Genomic DNA, 18,974 nt, shown 5'->3' on the forward strand with positions numbered 1-18,974 from the left:
TCTGCTCCCTTGAAAAGCATTTTGCTTTCCTTTCTATTGCTTTATACTTTTAAAATAGTTGTTACGTATGAAAGTGAAGAAAAATATCTTTAGGGAAATAACAAAACAGCCCTAAGCCCTGGATTTGCATTTTCAAGTAACAATTCACCCCCGTGAAGCTTCATAACCGCTTTTGCTATACTTAAACCAATCCCAAACCCAGGTTGTGTGCGGCTTTCTTCAAGACGAACAAATCGTTCTGTCACTTTTTCACGTTTATCCTCTGCTATTCCTGGTCCATTATCGCTCACAACAACTAATAAATGTTCATCACGATATTCCATTGATAAGCAAACCTTCGCTTGCCTTCCACCTTTAGGCGCATATTTAATTGCATTATCTATAAGATTAAAAATTGATTGCGCAACAAGCTCACGATTCAATTTTAGCTCTTTATCAAATATATCTCCCAACTGAAGTAAAACACCTGACTCTTCAGCAAAAGGTTCGTAAAGCTCAACAGCATCCTCAATGATCAGTTTCATATTCATCATTTCAAGATGTTCAATTGCACTGCTGGCCTCAATACGTGAAATCATTAAAATCGCATTGAACGTACAAATAAGTTGATCTGATTCTGCAATAACCCTATCAAGGACCTGACGATATTCAAGCTTTGTCTTATTTCCTGAAAGCGCTTCTTCAGCGCGATTTCTAAGACGCGTTAACGGCGTTTTCAGATCATGAGCAATATTATCTGATACTTGACGTAAACCAATATTTAACTCTTCAATGCGGTCTAACATAACATTAAGATTGGTTGACAATCGATCAAACTCATCCCCTACTCCAGAAACAGGTAAACGCCCACTGAAATCACCATCCATCAAGCGCTGTGATGCAGCCGTTACATGATCAATCCTTTGTAAAGCTCTCCTGCCAACAAAAAACCATATGAGTAAAGCGCCTCCAACCATTGCAGCAAGTGCAATGATCACAGCTTTGCGAATAACAACAGCAAAACGTTCTGGCTCATCCAAATCACGTCCTATAAGAATCTTCATAGCATTAGGTAAATCAACAATAACCGCCAAAGCGCGATGTTCACTTGTTTTGCCATGTTCTCCAAAACGGGAATACAAAAAAGAGGTAGAAATAAAACCACTCTGATTCAAAAGACCTAATTCAATACGTGCTACATTTCCTGCTAAAATACGCCCCATAGAATCTGTAACAAGATAAAGAAATGCTCCTGGTTGTCTTGAACGATAATCAATAGTGCGCATTAATAAGGATAATCCCCCATAATTATAAGCATTTTCAATATATTTTAATTCTTCATGTAAAGCCTGTTCAGTTTGCTCTGTTAACAATGAAGCAGAAAATGCCGTCATATAAATAGAAAGTCCTGTTGCCACCAATCCAAACAATAAAATGTAAAGTGCTGAAAGCCTTAGCGCCGTCGTGCGCATTATATTAATCAAACGATTCATGCTTTGTTATCTGGTACTTTCAGCATATATCCAGCTCCACGCACTGTATGGAGAAGGGGAACATCAAAATCTTTTTCAATTTTGGCTCTCAAACGAGAGATATGGACATCAATGACATTCGTTTGTGGATCAAAATGGTAATTCCAAACGTTTTCCAAAAGCATAGTGCGTGTAACAACCTGCCCCGCATAACGCATCAAATATTCAAGTAAACGAAACTCTCGTGGTTGCAATAGAATGTTTCTATCACCTCGTTTTACCGTATGTGCTAACCGATCAAGCTCAAGATTACCTACACAGTAAACAGTTTCTGCTTCTTTAGGATTTTTCCGCCGTTGTAAAACTTCAACACGCGCAAGAAGTTCAGAAAAAGCATAAGGCTTTGTCAAATAATCATCTCCCCCTGCACGCAGCCCCGTTACACGATCATTAACTTGCCCTAAAGCAGACAGAATAAGAACCGGTGTTTCATTGCCTTTAGCGCGCAATTCAGCAATAATAGAAAGACCATCACGATGCAAAAGCATTCGGTCAACAACCATAACGTCATAATTTTCCGTGGTTGCTAAAGCGTATCCCGTATCTCCATCATAAGCAACATCAACAGAATGCCCTACTTCCAAAAATGCTTTTTCGAGATAATGCCCCGTCTCATGATCATCTTCAATAACGAGTATCTTCATAAAACGTATCTCCATTATTTTATTATGTTGTAGGACAAATGTTTAATAAATATTTGTCCTACAACTAAAGCTTTATTTTTTGAAAATTGGAAGAGCAACAAAACGATTTTGATCATTTGTTCGCACTTGTAAGAGTATAGCCTTTCGTCCTAACTGCTGAGCATTTTTGATTGTGTTAATAATATCAGAGACTCGTTTAACTGGTTTATTATTTACTGTCACAATGATATCACCAGGGCGTATCCCTTTATCTGCAGCATCTGAATCGGTATCGACATCCGTTACGACAACCCCTACACCATCATCAGAAGGCATAACAATCAAACCATAATCTTCCAATGTTTCATCTAAATCACTCTGTCCATTTGAATATTTTGAAGTCTCTTTCTTACTTTCATCTTCAGACATTGAAGCGAGTTTAACCTTTATACTCTCCTCCTTACCTGATCTCCAAATCCCTATGGTTACCATTTCTCCTGGTTTAATATTTGCAATACGTTTCGCCAGCTCACGCGCATCAGCAACTTTTTCATTATTCACTGAAATAATTACATCACCCGCTTTAATACCAGCCTTTTCTGCCGGTCCTTTTAACGGATCAGTAACCAAAGCACCTTTGGCTTCTTTCAATCCTATTGAATCGGAAATCTCCTTTGTTACCGGCTGAATCTGAACACCTAACCAACCACGTTGAACTGAACCTTTTTCAATAAGTTGTTGTACAACCTGTTTTACAGTCGCTGCTGGAATAGCAAAAGCAATCCCAACATTTCCTCCAGAAGGAGAAAAAATTGCTGTATTAACCCCAACAACCTTTCCATTAAGATCAAACGTTGGACCACCAGAGTTTCCTCTATTAACAGCAGCATCAATCTGAATAAAATCATCGTACACACCAGTGCCAATATCACGTCCACGTGCAGAAACAATACCTGCTGTCACAGTTCCACCAAGACCAAATGGATTCCCAATGGCAACAACCCAATCCCCAACACGAAGCTTTGAATCATCACCAAAATCAACATAAGAAAATTTTCTTTTATCATTCACTTTTAATACGGCAAGGTCGGTTTTTGGGTCTTTCCCAATGAGCTTTGCGTTCAATTCTGTACCATCATCAAGAACAACAGTATAACTTGTTCCATCAGAAATCACATGATCATTGGTCACAATGTAACCATCAGATGAAATAAAAAAACCCGATCCAAAAGCAACAGGACGGAGTCTCTGCGATTGGTGCGGAAATTTATTTTTAGGTTTATCAAAATCATAAAACTCTTTAAAAAATCTTTTTAAAGGATGCTGATCTGGTAATTGATCAAGCCCTGGACCACTAAAAAAGTTGCTAAAGAACCTATCTTCTTTCTTTTTATTGCTCTTTACTTGTACTGCTACAACGGCTGGTTTCACTTGAGCAACAATATCGGCAAATCCCTGTTGTTGCATTAACGAAGTAAATACAGAACTTGCATGAGCCTTTGTCATCCACAAGCTTGATGTACATCCACTAAAAAACAGTGCACTTTCCAATATCGCAGAAAAACTCACTGCGACAAATGTTTTAAAGAAAGCCTTTTTAACCATTTATTCTATGCTCCTATTCAATCATACCTTTATTTCAATTCCGATCACTTATAAAATACCAGACCTTACCGTTTTCTGTCTAAATTATTAAAGTTTTGTAAGGTTTCAGTATTCCCTAATATAATTACAATAAGATTGTCTGCTCATTGCAGATGATCTGATTTTTTTCTTTTATGTAACATTTTTTTTAATGCAATGATATTTTTGACTGTTCTTTTTCATTCACATAACGCATGATTATCCCGTTTGAAGTGGAAAAATATGATACTTATGCCAATGATAATAATGATCAAAGGCGAGAACCATAAAAACCAAGTTATTTTATTCAATGGTGGTTTCAAGAGAATAAATTCACCATATCGCTCAACAAGAAAGTCAGTGACTTGCTGATTACTATAGCCCATTTTTAGCCTTTCCCGAATTAAAAGCCGTAAATCACGTGCTAAAGCAGCATCTGAATCATCAATTGATTGATTTTGACAAACCGGACAACGTAAATGCGATGAAATATGGCGTGCTCGCGCTTCAAGAATCTTATCCTTTAAAATCTCATCCGGCTCTACTGCTATTGCTAATTGAAAAGGAAACGTTGCAATTAAAAAAAATACAATCCAAAGAATTTTTTTCATCTCAATGTCTTTTCCCAAAATTTAAAGCAAGCACTACCTTATTGTACATGCCAATGCGAAACCAATACCCCAGAAGAGAAAGACATCCCCCCATAGCCATCATGAATGCCCCTAACCAAATACATATTACATAAGGCTTCCACCATACGTGCACAACGAGACCCCGATTATCAATATGTCCCGGTACAATATATAGCTGTGATAAGCCATGATTTTTAAGACCAACTTCTGTTGTTGATGTATTTTGGCTTGAATAAAATCGCTTTGAGGCTGTTACATGACCTACAATGTTTTTATTTTCATATATTTTAAAATAAAACTCCATTGTCGAATAATTCGAACCAACACCATCATACACTGCATCAAAATGAAGCGTTTTATCCGCTATCGTCACCCTATCCCCTACGTTCATGATTAAAATACGTTCTTGCCCAAAACTTGCTACGCAAACAATACCAAATAATGTAACGCCTAATCCCATATGTGCTATTGCTGCACCAAAAGTAGACCATGGCAATCCAAGAAATCTCTTAACGCGTACTGAAAAAGCTCTCTTGCCATATCCACTCTTTCCCCATAGATCCGCTAAACTGCCTAAAAAAACAAACGCTGAAAGCCCAATCCCTAAAACTGCAAAAATATCACGCACAGATGTCGCATAGAATATTATAAAACAGACGATACCAACCAATACAAAAACAAACCACAAGCGTTCAAAAACTGCAAGAAAATCACCGCGTTTCCATGCCATCATTGTCCCAAATGGAACAAACAACAACAGCAAAACCATTAGCGGTCCACAGGTAAGGTTAAAAAAAGCAGCCCCTACAGAAATTTTTTGCCCTGTTAATATCTCAATAAAATAAGGATAAAGCGTACCAATCAATACTGTTGCTGTTATTGTTGTCAGTAACAAGTTATTTAAAACAATAAACCCTTCACGTGAAATTGGTTGAAAAAATCTTTCTGTTTTTAAAATAGGGGTACGCAAAGCAAAAAGAAGAAAAGCAGCTCCCGTAAAAAAAAATAAAAGAGCAAGAATTGCTTGCCCGCGTGCTGGATCAACAGCAAAACTATGAACAGAAACTAAAAGCCCAGAACGCACAAGAAAAGTTCCCATCAGAGAAAGGGAAAAAGTAAGCAGCGCTAAAAACAGAGTCCAACTTTTCAATATTTCTCGTTTTTCGAGAACAAGAGCAGAATGTAAAAGAGCCGTTCCTGAAAGCCACGGCATAAACGAAACATTTTCAACAGGATCCCAAAACCAATAGCCTCCCCATCCTAGCTCATAATAAGCCCAATAAGAGCCAACCATAATACCCAATGTCAAAAAACACCAAGAAAGTAAAAGCCACGGACGAATCCCACGCGCCCAAATTCTATCAACATGTCCCATAATCAATGCCGCAATGGCAAAAGAAAAACAAAGTGAAAAACCGACATAACCTAAATAAAGTAGCGGTGGATGAATTGCTAATGCGATATCTTGTAAAAGAGGATTGAGACCATTTCCCTGCAATGCTGGTGGATTTACGCGTAAAAATGGATTGGATACAAAAAGAATAAATAAAAGAAAAGCAGTTGTAATCCAACTTTGGCAAATTAAAACAAGCGTCTTAAAATCTTCTGGCAAATGTTGGCTAAAAAAAGCCATCAATGCGCTAAAAAAAGCAAGACTTAAAACCCATAACAACATAGAGCCTTCGTGGTTGCCCCAAACACCTGTAATTTTATAGAGCATCGGTTTTTCTGAATGAGAATTCTCAACAACGTTCAAAACAGAAAAATCAGATACAACATAAGCATAAATTATCACTAAAAAAGATAAAAGCAGTAATGTAAAAGTAATATATGTTAGAGGAACAACTGTTTGCATTAACAAACGCTCTCTCCACCAAAAACCTAAAGCAGGTAAAAATGCCCCTAATAAGCTTACTGAAAATGCTGCAGCTAAAAAAATATGACCCAGTTCGACAAGCACAATCGAATTATTTCTCCATAATGTAATGTTTTTTCAAACGATCAGCTGTTTCTTTAGGCATATAAGTTTCATCATGTTTTGCTAAAATACGCATCCCTATAAAAAAGCCCTGTTTATCGAAATGCCCTTCTACGATCACCCCCTGACCTTCACGAAAAAGATCCGGTAAGGCACCATTGAAAACTACTTTTTCATGTTTTTTGTTATCCGTTACAAAAAAAACAACGCCTCTCTCTCCAACATATTGAACAGTTCCCTTTTCAACAAAGCCACCCAAACGCAAAGGGCGCTCCGTTAAAATATCTTCTCTTGTAATTTCAGAGGGCATTCTAAAAAAACTGACCGCATGACGCATTGCATACACTATGAGACTTGCTGCAATTGTCATAACCAAACAACATAATAATATGATCAGTAAGCGCTTTTTTTTTCGCTGCTCTAAAATAACCTTCCATGAGGCAGAATTCTTTAAAGATTGACTGTTCATAGACACTCTGCGAAAAAATTTTAAATACGTTATAATTAAGTATCAATATTTTATTTTTTAAGAGCTTTGCACATCTTCTACATAGGTGCAAGATTTCTTTTCTTTGTATGCTTACTCGATAAATCACGTAACTGAATCATCATTTTTTTAACACGTGATTGTCCTGAAAAATTTTCAGGCATTGTATCAAGAAAGCTTTGTAAAAATTGCACTGCCTGTGCAGTTTTTCCTGCTTGATGCAATGCATCGGCTAACAATAAACGTGGATAAAAATCTGTTGGCGCTAAATCTGCTGCTTTTTGAAAAGCATTTTGCGCTTCTTGCGTTATCACTCCCCCTTCATAACCAACCAATGCTAAACCGTATCCTACAAGCCTTGGAGCTGTTTCTCCATTCAAACGAAGTGCATCTAAATAAGTATTCACTGCTTCTTGAAAAAGGCTTTCTTCGAGATACCCTACCGCTAACGCATCTGCTAGCTTGCCATCATGAGGTGCACGGAAAAAAAGCACTTGTAAACGAATAAGCTTTTCTTGCTTACTAAGAGTTTGAGGATCCTTATCCATTAATTCGCTAAAAAAATAACTTTTCACTTCTGGATTGCCTGTCAGCCCATAAATATTCCATGTCATAAGGAGAACAAACAAGATACTTAAAGCCTTAAGAATATTTCTTTTTTTATAATGCATATAAAGCTTGTTAAACTCAATCATACGCTTATGGCTTCTATAACCATCCACGGTTTGAACTTTCCATTCTTTTTTTATCTCATCATCAAAACGTAGTGAAAGAAAAAGAACACTTGCCAGAAAAATCAGAAAAAATGCTGCAAAAATCAATAAGAGCATATCGTTTTTTTCCAATACGAACAGAGAATAACTCGCTTACATTTTATCCTCTTCATGAGAAAAGTGATGTGAATCAATAAAAATTCATTTTTTCATGGAGAATATTATAAAATCTATTATATATATCAATTAAACAAAGAAACTAAAAACAATGTTTCCCTACTCTTTGATGTATTATCTGAAAATACTGCTTTACAAACTTTATAGACATTTCTTGCTTAAGGAGAAAATATGTTATTCTCCCATCTTAGGTAATAAAACTTTTGCATACAACCCACCCAAATCAGAACGGGATAAAAAGAGATTCCCACCATATTCACTGACCATATCTGAAACAATTGCTAACCCTAAGCCTGATCCTAGTTTACTTTCATTAAACCGCCGCCCCCTTTTTAATGCTTCATCAATTTTGTCTTCTGTTAAACCAGGACCATCATCTTCTACAAAGATACTAAAATATTCTGTTTCTTCAGCATTTTCTTCTAAACAACAAGAGATCAAAACCTTTGCGCGAGACCACTGAGTAGCATTTTCAATCAAATTCCCTATAATTTCTTCTAAATCTTCCTTCTCTCCAGAAAAAACAATATCATCAACATCCATAATAAATTGAATTTGTTTTTCAGGATTAAGCTTTTTCATAACCCGCACCAAGCGTTCAAGCACACTGCGAACAGACGTATGATAGACAACACTATCGCATTGTGCTGCAATCCGCGCACGCTGAAGATAATGATTGATTTGAGCTTGCATTATTTGCGTTTGCTCTCTCAACAAACTAGCCTTTTCTCCGCGCATCTTATCTGTCTCATTCATAATCACGGATAGAGGCGTCTTCAATGAATGCGCGAGATTACCAACCTGTGTGCGAAATCGCTCGATAATACGCTGATTATTATTAATGAGAGCATTCATCTCTTGTACAAGCGGCATCACTTCGCTTACTAAATCCGTATTCACATAATGAACTCTTCCTTCGCGAATATCATTCAATGCACGTCGAATAAGCTTCAACGGTTGAAAACTAAAGAAAATAATAGCAATATTAATAAGAACACTCCCGATACCGAAACTCCAAAGAAAAATTTGCAAAGTTCGCGTAAATTCCTTTACCTGGGCATGAGCTTCATCGATATTCCCAACAAGCCGAAAACGTGCAATATGATTTTTATTATCAAGAACAACATCACTCTCAATCACTTGTAGCTTTTGACCATTGTTCCCCGTTATCCGATAAGAGCGAAAGAATTTATTGTCAAAAGGTATATCAACATCACTTGGTGTAAATATCTCGCCTGTTCCCAATGAGGGAGATGTCAATCTTCCTTTTAAATTATGGGATATCGCAACAACTTCCCAATACCATCCTGTTGTTGGATCAGAATAACGAATATCATCAATCCCAGCCCCTCCTATCAAAGTACCTTCCGATGACACCGTCACTGTTGCAATAAGACTGTAGAGTTGAGCAGAAAGGATACGCTCTAGGCTTTGTTCAGTCGAACGCTTATAAAATAAAATACTTACTGCAGAAATCGATAAAAGAGAAATAACAACCCATAATGTTGATAAGATCATAACACGTAAACTGAGAGATCGAGTAATTACAAAAAAGAACCTCCTATACCAATTATTCTCTTCAAAAACATTCATTAATCACCTCGCGTTCTCACGCGATATCCCATTCCTCGAATAGTTTCAATCAAATTCACTCCAAGCTTTTTCCGTAACCGACCTACAAAGACTTCCACCGTATTCGAATCCTTATCAAAATCCTGATCATAAAGATGTTCAGTAAGCTCTGTTCTTGAAATGACCCTGTCACAATGATGCATGAGATACGAAAGCAGTCTGAATTCATAAGATGTTAGTTTAATCAATTGACCATCCACAAAAACACGAGACGTCTTTGTATCCAACAAAACATTTCCGCAACATAATGCACTTGTCGCATGTCCCGTAGTGCGACGAATTAATGCTCGCAAGCGCGCTATCACTTCCTCCAAATGAAATGGCTTCACAACATAATCGTCAGCTCCAGCATCAATACCTTGCACCTTATCAGACCAACGGTCTCGCGCCGTTAGCATTAAAACAGGCATGGAGAGCCCTTCTTGACGCCACTTTTCAACAACACTAATACCATCAATCTGCGGTAAACCTATATCAAGTATCACCGCGTCGTAAGACTCTGTGCTCCCTAAAAAATAAGCCTCTTCACCATCGAAAGCACTATCGGAAACATATCCTGCACGTCTTACAGCTTCTGCTAATTGATGGTGAAGATTCCGATCATCTTCAACGATTAAGATACGCATCACAACACCATCTGCCAAAAACTAATCAGCAGGAACAAAAAATTCAACACGACGTAACTTTTCACCATTACGGGCTGGTACAACAACCACAATTGCACACATGTCCTTTCCATCCTGAACAACCGGTTTTGAACGGACGAGAACCCCGCTCTCTTGTGCGGCAGCCTTCTTACCTACTTCAGCACACCCAGAAGCTAGAACAGAATCTGCTTCTAAAAAAGCTGCTATTATTACGAACAAGAATTTTTTTTTCATCATAAATATTTCAATAACCCATCTCTTCTCTTCCTTGATAAAGGATAAAAGAAATAATGGTTTTTTTTAGTCGATTAAAAAATCACAAATGAAAACAATTTATCCTCTATCTTACAGAAGAACATATTAACATTACTCCAAATTTTTAAAAAATCAAAAAAATATTTTTAATAATGAGAATAAAATTTATTCAATAAAATAATAAAATAATAAAATATTAATATACTATCTTACAAAAAATGCATAATTCTAAAACAAATTCTTTCTCTGTTAGCACTATAGAAAAAAAATACTTCTACTCCATATAATTATTGTAGATTTGTTTGGTTGTATTGCTTTGCCATAGGCTCTCTTTAAATGTTTGATTTTTTTAAAAAAAAGAAAGGGCAACACCGTAAGCCATTTCATAGTCCTGCTCTCATTGAATTAGACGCACGATTAGACACAGCGCTTTATCACATTCGTTCTGCTAACAGTTTTTTCTGGAAAAAGGCAAAAATCGTCTCACAAAATTTTCATCTTCAAGGATGGAAACGTTTTATCGTTGAAGTTCTCGATGAAATACTGACATTAGGGTTGATGGGATTTACTCTTTTCACTATTTTGGGCATTTCTGTTTTTGAACTGACCAAAACAGATTGGTCTTCTCCTAAAAACTTTTCCATTCTTTTTCTAGATCGCTATGGAAATTCCATTGGGCACCGTGGTGCACTGCCGGCAATCTCTATCCCCGTTGAAGAAATGCCTGACACTGTCATTAAAGCGGTTCTCGCTACAGAAGACCGTCGTTTTTTTGATCATTGGGGCATTGATTTTCAAGGACTTACACGGGCAATTTCACAAAATATGCAAGCTAAAGGTGTGGTGCAAGGTGGTTCAACTCTCACACAACAATTGGCTAAAAATTTATTTTTAACAAACGAAAGAACCATAACACGTAAAATCAAAGAAGCTTATCTTGCTCTTTGGCTAGAAGCAAATTTTAGCAAAAAGCAGATTTTACAACTTTACCTTGACCGAGCCTATATGGGAGGAAACAATTTTGGTATTGCCGCAGCGGCAAAATTTTATTTTGGAAAAAACATACGTCATGTCTCTTTAAGTGAATCTGCTATGTTAGCAGGACTCTTTAAAGCTCCAACAAAATATGCTCCTCATAGTCATCTCTTTGCAGCTCAAACACGTGCCAATATCGTCCTTTCTAATCTTGTTAATAGTGGCTTTATGACGAAGAGCCAAATTATCAATGCGCATCGCCACCCTGCTAAGGCACTTCCCCAAAGAGAAAATAATCAGCCAGATTATTTTCTTGATTGGGCATTCGAGGAAGTCAAAAAAATGCGTAATCAACTTCCAAGCCATAGTTTAATTATTCAAACGACCCTTGATCCGAATATTCAAAAAGCAGCAGAAGAATCAATCGCATATCATTTACATCAATATGGTCAACAATATCGCGTAACCCAAGCTGCCACCGTTATACTCGATAATAACGGTGCCGTATGCGCAATTGTTGGAGGACAAGATTATAAAAAGAGCCAATTTAACAGAGCAACACAAGGCGGACGGCAAACTGGTTCTTCATTCAAACCTTATGTTTACGCAACCGCACTGGAACACGGACTGTCTCCCTCGACAATCGTTTTAGATGCTCCTATCAATTGGGGAGGTTGGACACCAAAAAATAATTCTGGTCGTTATTTGGGAAAAATTGATTTAGCAACAGCTTTAGCTTTTTCTATTAATACAGTCCCTGTGTATCTCACCTATCAATATCTTAACCGTGATACCCAACCCATCATAGATCTCATCAAGAATATGGGGATTAACGCGCATATTTTATCACACAAAACAATGGTTCTTGGTACTTCCAACATGACCCCCATGGATCAAGCAACTGGCTTTAATGTCTTTGCCAATGGCGGGATAGCTGGTAATCGTCATGGGTTCACGCAAATCAGAACAATCGATGGGCATGTGGTATGGGATTTCGAACATAACGGAAAAAAACTACACCGAGTTCTGAGTGAACAATCAACAGCTTATATGAACCAAATGATGGTGGGTGTCACGACACGAGGATCTGGTAAGCGTGCTGCTCTACCCATGACTCTCGTCGCTGGGAAAACTGGAACATCACAATCTTATCGTGATGCTTGGTTTGTTGGCTTTACAGGCAATTATACAGGAGCGGTATGGATGGGAAATGATAACTTTTCACCGATGAATCGTGCTTTTGGGGGTGGCGTTCCTGCCATGATATGGCATCGCATCATGCTTGCTGCACATCAAAATATCATGCTCAAACAGCTCTATGGTGTTAAAGATTCTCTCCTTCCTTATCAGCCCCCAGTACTTTCTTCCCATGCAGATTCTGAAGTTCCTCCTCCAATACCCTCTACGCTTTCTCCTGAAACATTAAATATCGTGCGATTGATTAACAAAGATCTGAAAAAAACATCTGCAATTTCTTTGAAAATGAAAACAACTGGAGATTCAACATTTTGAATTCAAGATATTCACTGATGTTTTTTAATATCACCATTTTCTTTTTTATCTTCGCTTTTTCCATTTTATGTGGAACACTGAGTGTCGATTATGTGCTCAATTCCTTTCCTCATTTTGGACTCTTTAGAATTGGAAAATGGAGTGCTTATCCACAAATGGGAACAGCCAATATGGATCCTTATACCCGCGCCCGCACCGCTAAACAAGGCATTGTTTCACTCGGACGAACTGAAGGTATTCAATTCCAGATTTGGCAAGATAACCAAGGGCGTCCACTCCACCCCCACTGTCATTATTTACTCAAAGGCACCATCCCTGAAACCCGTCTTTTTACCCTTTATACAGCTGACAAATCCCTAAAACCCTATACTTCATCCAAAGAAATACCTTTTGAACTCCACACGAACGCTATTATTTATGAGCATGATGGCTCATTGCGCATTAATATTTCACCCACAGCGCAAACCGGCAATTGGCTTGCAACAGTTAGTCAAAAAGAATTCGGGCTTATTCTTACCTTATACGATACCTCAATCATCTCTGCAACGGCATTACAAAAGCTTACAATGCCATCAATAGAACAAATTCCATCAGGACAAATAAATTGTGACTAGATTTATTTATACCGCACTTCTTGCAATCATTGGCGCTATTATCGTTCATATTTGCGTTCTCTTTCTCATCCCCTATTGGGCACAAAATAATATATGGACAGCACTAAAAAAATCCGGAGCCCCTTATCAATTTGTTGATTTTACGCCCAATAATCCTATTCAGCAATCTGCTGATCCACTCTTTCTTCTTAAAGTCTGCAGATTTAATCTTGAAAATGGACCTGTTCATTTAAAAGCTTTGAAAACACGCCAATTTTGGTCACTAGCAGCCTACACACACGACGGAATTATTTTCTATAGCCTTAATGACCGAACCGCCCCTGATGCGACACTCGATCTTATTATTGGAAAACCAATACAAATCATAGAACTCAAAAAATCAAAACCTAAAAAAAATGCCAATTCAGTTTTGGTTGCTAAAAATTTGAATGAAGGGTTTGTTATTTTACGTATTTTTGTCCCTTCTTCCCTTGCAAAAAAAGAAAGTGAAGCTTTTCTTTCATCTGCAACCTGCCGCATATTTTATGAATAAAAACGGACTAAACTCTCATTTGTACAACACCTTCCTTTCTATAAAATACATGAAGCCTATCAAAATGGTTATCTTTTTTCTCTATTAATCAAATATTCGAATTCAGATTTATCTGATTGTAGATCCCTAAATTTTTTATTGAGATAGAATGAAATCTCTATTGCACATCATCATATCCTATTTGATACGCATTATCTGACAGAAAAAACTCCCCGCAATCAGAAGAGAAAAATCAAGAGTAAAGCTCTAAAAAAATATGCTGCTAACAATTGTAAAACTTGTTATTTGAGTTTACTTCTTTTTATTTACAAACATTCCCATAAAGTTCGCATCAATAACATGATAAACTATAGAAGAAATACTGATTACCTTCAATGAAGTGCTAAAATAACCGCTGGAAACTTATAAGACATTATGCATCCTTGACCTCAAAAATAAGTGCTTTATTTTTGTTTTATGAGCATAAGCTTTTTGTAAGATATGCACTCTGAAAAAACTTGGCTTATAGTTTACAATTGAGGGGAAAAACTTCATGAAGAAGAGATATGTTCGGTTCATTTCAAGAGCAGCAGTATGGTCCCCTCGATTTGGTGGATTGTCGTTCTTTGTTTTATTATTTTCATTCATTTTACAACGTTTTTCCGTCATTAACGTAACTGATTTTATAATTTTGATAGGTATCTCTACTGGCTGTGTGATTATTTCTCTTTTTCTTGCTGTAAAAGCACTTTACAGCTTATGGGTCTATGGAGCCCTAGGAGGAATGAAAGCTTTAAAAGGAATCATTTATTCACTCATAACTGCTACACCATTGATGTTATTTTTTGGACTTTGGTTTACCTTACCGGATCTTTACGATATTTCTACCGACACACAAAGCCCGCCAGCTTTTTTTCGCACAATACGTCCCAGCGATGCTTTACCGCTCAAAATTGTTTTGACTGAACAAGCAACATTACAGATGTCACAATGGCCAGAAATATCGGGGCGCCGTTATGATGGCTCACCTGATCGTATTCGCGAATCCGTTCTCAATGTTTTAGCAGCCTATGATTGGCCTGTTGTGGCTCAAAGAAAGTTTAAAGGTGAAGAGAATGAATTGTATATTGAAACAATGGCAAAAACTTTTTACCTTGGCTTTATTTCGGACATTGTCATTCGTTTAACTGATGAAGGGGATACAACTTTTGTTGATATGCGTTCTGCTTCGCGTTATTTGCCAAGAGATTTAGGAACGAATGCTGCTTTTATTATCGATTTTATGGATGCACTTGATACAGAAATCGCCTCACTTCCTCTTTCTGAAGATAATGAGTAGAGGTTAGAAGTATAGTAAGTTACATTTACTAAATGAGCTTATTTCAAAAATAAATTTTGAGACGTGCGGAAACGCACAAAACAGTTATCGTCTCTCGACGGCCATAAGCATTACTGACAAGTTCTTTAAACACCCAAAAGCAACTTATAGCCTCTTTTTAGCCATTACACGTAGATAAAACATCTGAATTCAAATTCTAAACTTAAATACCATACTTGATTTACGCATATTTTTTATGCTCAGAAATCTTATATAAGGGTAGGCAAGAAGACTTTCTCTAATAAGGAAATTAAGCATTTCGTACAGGCTTATTTTTCCAATGAAAATAGAAAAATACACCCTCATCAAGAAAGATGAAATACATTTATCATAAAATATGATGCATATGTAATATAGTTACAGAAAAAATCAACAATAAAATACACCTAAATTCATCTATATTTTAAAATAAATTATTATTGCAATTTCATAAAAATTTATAATTACAAATAATAGAAACTTATTTAAATGAAAATCATTTTTTATAAAACATAATTTAAATATAAATGCTAATATCTAATATATTTAAACGCAACATAAATAAAACAAAACGTCAAAAATAACAAAAAGAACCACCCAAATGTCTTAATCGCTTCCTTTATACTATTTTTCCAACTGTCACCACTGTATCTATAAATTAATAAAAATGAAAATATAAAAACAAATACTGAAAATAAAATATCAAAAACATTATTATATAAAGATAATAAATAATCATTTTTCATATAAATAACGTATACAAATAAAAAATGTTATAGAAAGTAATATAATAAATATAATGAACAAAAATGTGCTTAATAACATTTTTTTCACAATTTCTTTGTTACTATAACCTTTAAATTTATACCGTAAAAACATTGCATAGAAAAATATAAATAAAGCACATGTATAAGATAATAATTCTGCAATAATACGAATAATATCACTCATAAAAAAATCCAAATTAAATATATATAAAAACAATAAACATTAACATATATTAATTCATACAAAAATTAATAAATTAAAATAATATAAAAAAATAATTTATTATTATTTAATTATCTTTTTCATTAAATACTTTATATACATAATACAATTTAAATAAATATACTTAAACAAAAAAATGCAAAAAACAATTCATAAAATATATTAAAAATATAGATAACAAATAAAATTTCCAAATTAATCTATAATTATAAATTAATAATGAATAATCATTGTTCATAGAAATAACGTATATAAATAAAAAATGTTATAAAAAATAATATAACGAACAAAAATATTCTTAACAAAATTTTTTTCCAAATTTCTTTTTTACTATAACCTTTAGATTTATAATATGAAAACAATGTATAGAAAAATATAACTAAAGCACCTATAGAAAATAATAATTCTACAATAATACTAATAAGCTCATTCATAAAAAAAATCCAAATTAAATATCTATTGTCTTAAACAAAAATATCCCTGAAATCAATTACCATAGCTTTAAAGTGTGTTTACGGTATTACTGATCTCAGAAATATCTTTATCATTATTTTCTAAATAAATTAGAAACAGTGTTCTTCCACTTTATGGATAGCATTGATTGTACTTATCTATCAAACCGTTAGCAGTTCCTCCTAATCCGCCTCCTACTGCTCTAGGTAGACCAGCTACTGCACCAGCCCCTCCTCCTAATACGGCTCCCACGAGACCGTCTGTGCCTACTGTTGAGCATAAGAGCCTGCGCTACAATCATCTTCTTCTGGAAAAGCCAACTGTTTGGATGTGAGTTACTACTTTAATCATTTGATAAGCATGCTATTTAGCAAAAAATCAAATATAATTTGTAAAAATATATAACTCATAATAAATAATAAAATAATGATAATAACGTAATTCTATATTATTTTAAAATTCCTATATATTTAACTAATAAAATTCCAAAATAATATAATATAAAAAACGTAATTGTTGATAATATTTTCCTTTTTATACTCCAGTTCTTACCTTTAGATCTATTGTAAAAAAAATTGAAAATCCATATATAAACGTTACCAATAAGGCGCCAGTAAAATTATTCATAACAAAAAAATCCAAAATAAAATATCTATTGTCTTAAACAAAAATATTCCTGAAATCAGTTTAGCCATAGCTTTAAAGTATGTTTATAATATCACTGATCTCAGAAATATCTTTATTGTTATTTTCTAAATAAATTAGAAACAGTGTTCTTCCACTTTACGGATGGCATTCATTGTACTTATCTATTAAACCTGTAGCAGCTCCTAATAATCCGCCTCCTACTACTCTAGGTAGACCAGCTACTGCACCCAGCCCCCCCTCCTAATAAGGCTCCCACGAGACCGCCTGTGCCTACTGTTTGAGCATAAGAGCCTGCGCTACAACCATCTTATTCTGGAAAAAGCCAACTTTTGGGATGTGAGTTACTACTTTAATCATCTGATGATGCATGCTATTTAGCAAAAAAATCAAATATAATTTGTAAAATGTATAAATTATGATAAATAATAAAATGCTGATAATAACGTAATTCTATATTATTTTAAAATTCCCGTATATTCAATTAATAAATTTGCAGCATAATATAGTATAAAAAACCTAATTGTTGATAATATTTCCATTTTTATACTCCAGTTCTTACCTTTAAATCTATTGTAAGAAAACATTAAAAATCCATATATAAACGTTGCCAATAAGGAGCCAGTAAAAGTATGCATAACAAAAAATCCAGACTGAAATTTCATCTACTTTATGAATGATTTAAGAGAGAGCAATAGATTATAATTCAAATAATTATAATTTTATATATAAGCAATCTTTATAAAATTCCCATATATTTAACTAATAAATTTCCAGCATAATATAATATAAAAAACATAATTGTTGATAATATTGTCCTTTTTATACTCCAGTTCTTACCTTTAAATCTATTGTAAAAAAACATGCAAAATCCAAATCCAATTGCTGTTACTAAGGAGCCAGTAAAAGTATTCATAACAAAAAATCCAAAATAAAATATCTATTATCACACACAAAAATATCCCTGAAATCAGTTTAGCCGTAGCTTTAAAGTATGTTTACAATATCACTGATCTCAGAAATATCTTACTAGCTATTTTCTAAATAAATTAGAAACAGTGTCCCTCCACTTTACGGATGACATTGATTGTACTTATCTATAAAACCACTAATAGCTCCTCCTAATCCGCCTGCTACTGCTGTTTCCGGACCACCTAATAAACCAATTAATGCTCCTGCGCCTCCCTTTATGGCCGCTGTTTCGACATAATCGCTTACTTCACAACTTGGATTCGGATGGCATTCATTGTACTTATCTATAAAACCGTCAGCCGCTCCTCCTAATCCGCCTATTGCTGCCCCTTCCGGACCAAATAATGCACCAGATGCTAGTCCTATGCCTCCGTGTATGGCAGCTGCTTCAACATAATCGCTTGTTTCACAACTTGGTGCCGTATAGCATGCATTGTATTTATCTACCACAGCGTCACCAGCTCCTGCTAGTCCACCTCCTATTGCTCCATTGACAAAGCCAGAACCGACACCTCCCGGTCCAGAAAAAAGACCTCCAACTGCACCAGCAATACCTCCTATTACGTCTCCTATGATGCCGCCTGCACCTGTTGGCTATTACGCGGGTGTAAAAACATGATGGCATCAAGAGCAGGGACATCAATCCCTTCAGACAGACACCGAACAT

15 protein-coding genes are annotated in these 18,974 nt (G+C 35.4%); 4 read left to right on the forward strand and 11 right to left on the reverse strand.

What is annotated here, in order from left to right; all coding sequences use genetic code 11:
• Positions 1-89: 89 nt before the first annotated feature.
• The 10 genes from ACFILO_RS03110 to ACFILO_RS03155 all read right to left on the reverse strand — a co-directional run bounded on the left by ACFILO_RS03110 (position 90) and on the right by ACFILO_RS03155 (position 10,260).
• Positions 90-1,472 (reverse strand): ATP-binding protein, encoded by a 1,383-nt coding sequence (locus tag ACFILO_RS03110; RefSeq protein WP_375610111.1) that lies wholly within the window; start codon positions 1,470-1,472, stop codon positions 90-92.
• Complete coding sequence (locus ACFILO_RS03115; RefSeq protein WP_273791552.1) at positions 1,469-2,155, reverse strand: response regulator transcription factor; 687 nt, start codon at positions 2,153-2,155, stop codon at positions 1,469-1,471. The genes ACFILO_RS03110 and ACFILO_RS03115 overlap by 4 nt, the downstream gene beginning before the upstream one ends.
• Positions 2,156-2,227: 72 nt before the next feature.
• A complete protein-coding gene (locus tag ACFILO_RS03120) occupies positions 2,228-3,739 on the reverse strand; it encodes a Do family serine endopeptidase (protein ID WP_375611163.1) in 1,512 nt (503 codons plus the stop codon).
• A 218-nt stretch (positions 3,740-3,957) separates the two neighbouring features.
• The gene (locus tag ACFILO_RS03125; RefSeq protein ID WP_375652307.1) at positions 3,958-4,368 is read right to left on the reverse strand and encodes a cytochrome c-type biogenesis protein CcmH; all 411 of its coding nucleotides are present in this window, start codon (positions 4,366-4,368) and stop codon (positions 3,958-3,960) included.
• Between the two features lies 1 nt (position 4,369).
• On the reverse strand, positions 4,370-6,349 hold the full coding sequence (locus ACFILO_RS03130; RefSeq protein ID WP_375652308.1) for a heme lyase CcmF/NrfE family subunit: 1,980 nt from the start codon (positions 6,347-6,349) through the stop codon (positions 4,370-4,372).
• A 7-nt stretch (positions 6,350-6,356) separates the two neighbouring features.
• On the reverse strand, positions 6,357-6,836 hold the full coding sequence (ccmE, locus tag ACFILO_RS03135; protein ID WP_375611160.1) for a cytochrome c maturation protein CcmE: 480 nt from the start codon (positions 6,834-6,836) through the stop codon (positions 6,357-6,359).
• A gap of 77 nt (positions 6,837-6,913) precedes the next feature.
• Positions 6,914-7,684: a tetratricopeptide repeat protein gene (locus ACFILO_RS03140; protein ID WP_375652309.1), complete on the reverse strand. Its 771-nt coding sequence runs from the start codon at positions 7,682-7,684 to the stop codon at positions 6,914-6,916.
• A 234-nt stretch (positions 7,685-7,918) separates the two neighbouring features.
• Entirely contained in the window at positions 7,919-9,337 is a 1,419-nt protein-coding gene (locus ACFILO_RS03145) for an ATP-binding protein (protein ID WP_375677806.1), read from the reverse strand.
• A complete protein-coding gene (locus ACFILO_RS03150) occupies positions 9,337-10,002 on the reverse strand; it encodes a response regulator transcription factor (protein WP_375652310.1) in 666 nt (221 codons plus the stop codon). Before ACFILO_RS03150 ends, ACFILO_RS03145 begins: the two co-directional genes overlap by 1 nt.
• Before the next feature lie 21 nt (positions 10,003-10,023).
• Positions 10,024-10,260: a hypothetical protein gene (locus ACFILO_RS03155; protein ID WP_375622279.1), complete on the reverse strand. Its 237-nt coding sequence runs from the start codon at positions 10,258-10,260 to the stop codon at positions 10,024-10,026.
• A 354-nt stretch (positions 10,261-10,614) separates the two neighbouring features.
• Between ACFILO_RS03155 and ACFILO_RS03160 the strand changes: the two genes are divergently transcribed.
• The 4 genes from ACFILO_RS03160 (at position 10,615) to ACFILO_RS03175 (ending at position 15,229) form a co-directional block, all read left to right on the forward strand.
• Positions 10,615-12,765: a transglycosylase domain-containing protein gene (locus tag ACFILO_RS03160; RefSeq protein WP_375677807.1), complete on the forward strand. Its 2,151-nt coding sequence runs from the start codon at positions 10,615-10,617 to the stop codon at positions 12,763-12,765.
• A 17-nt stretch (positions 12,766-12,782) separates the two neighbouring features.
• Complete coding sequence (locus tag ACFILO_RS03165; protein ID WP_375677808.1) at positions 12,783-13,379, forward strand: DUF1214 domain-containing protein; 597 nt, start codon at positions 12,783-12,785, stop codon at positions 13,377-13,379.
• Entirely contained in the window at positions 13,372-13,911 is a 540-nt protein-coding gene (locus ACFILO_RS03170) for a hypothetical protein (protein ID WP_375628219.1), read from the forward strand. Before ACFILO_RS03165 ends, ACFILO_RS03170 begins: the two co-directional genes overlap by 8 nt.
• 532 nt (positions 13,912-14,443) lie before the next feature.
• Complete coding sequence (locus ACFILO_RS03175; protein WP_375631618.1) at positions 14,444-15,229, forward strand: DUF1499 domain-containing protein; 786 nt, start codon at positions 14,444-14,446, stop codon at positions 15,227-15,229.
• Between the two features lie 3,177 nt (positions 15,230-18,406).
• Here ACFILO_RS03175 and ACFILO_RS03180 read toward each other — a convergent pair.
• Positions 18,407-18,757, reverse strand: a complete 351-nt coding sequence (locus tag ACFILO_RS03180; RefSeq protein WP_375677809.1) for a hypothetical protein — start codon at positions 18,755-18,757, stop codon at positions 18,407-18,409.
• Positions 18,758-18,974: the final 217 nt, after the last annotated feature.

Origin of the sequence: Bartonella sp. AP72JLCBS (assembly GCF_042195705.1) — a bacterium.
In the GTDB taxonomy this organism is placed as follows: Bacteria; Pseudomonadota; Alphaproteobacteria; order Rhizobiales; family Rhizobiaceae; genus Bartonella.

What these genes read in the sequence shown, in the direction of transcription:
- ACFILO_RS03145 (WP_375677806.1), bottom strand. Translation starts at nt 9,337, where the DNA reads ATGAATGTTTTTGAAGAGAATAATTGGTATAGGAGGTTCTTTTTTGTA.
- ACFILO_RS03115 (WP_273791552.1), bottom strand. Translation starts at nt 2,155, where the DNA reads ATGAAGATACTCGTTATTGAAGATGATCATGAGACGGGGCATTATCTC.
- ACFILO_RS03150 (WP_375652310.1), bottom strand. Translation starts at nt 10,002, where the DNA reads ATGCGTATCTTAATCGTTGAAGATGATCGGAATCTTCACCATCAATTA.
- ccmE (WP_375611160.1), bottom strand. Translation starts at nt 6,836, where the DNA reads ATGAACAGTCAATCTTTAAAGAATTCTGCCTCATGGAAGGTTATTTTA.
- ACFILO_RS03140 (WP_375652309.1), bottom strand. Translation starts at nt 7,684, where the DNA reads ATGCTCTTATTGATTTTTGCAGCATTTTTTCTGATTTTTCTGGCAAGT.
- ACFILO_RS03160 (WP_375677807.1), top strand. Translation starts at nt 10,615, where the DNA reads ATGTTTGATTTTTTTAAAAAAAAGAAAGGGCAACACCGTAAGCCATTT.
- ACFILO_RS03120 (WP_375611163.1), bottom strand. Translation starts at nt 3,739, where the DNA reads ATGGTTAAAAAGGCTTTCTTTAAAACATTTGTCGCAGTGAGTTTTTCT.
- ACFILO_RS03155 (WP_375622279.1), bottom strand. Translation starts at nt 10,260, where the DNA reads ATGATGAAAAAAAAATTCTTGTTCGTAATAATAGCAGCTTTTTTAGAA.
- ACFILO_RS03110 (WP_375610111.1), bottom strand. Translation starts at nt 1,472, where the DNA reads ATGAATCGTTTGATTAATATAATGCGCACGACGGCGCTAAGGCTTTCA.
- ACFILO_RS03175 (WP_375631618.1), top strand. Translation starts at nt 14,444, where the DNA reads ATGAAGAAGAGATATGTTCGGTTCATTTCAAGAGCAGCAGTATGGTCC.
- ACFILO_RS03165 (WP_375677808.1), top strand. Translation starts at nt 12,783, where the DNA reads ATGTTTTTTAATATCACCATTTTCTTTTTTATCTTCGCTTTTTCCATT.
- ACFILO_RS03125 (WP_375652307.1), bottom strand. Translation starts at nt 4,368, where the DNA reads ATGAAAAAAATTCTTTGGATTGTATTTTTTTTAATTGCAACGTTTCCT.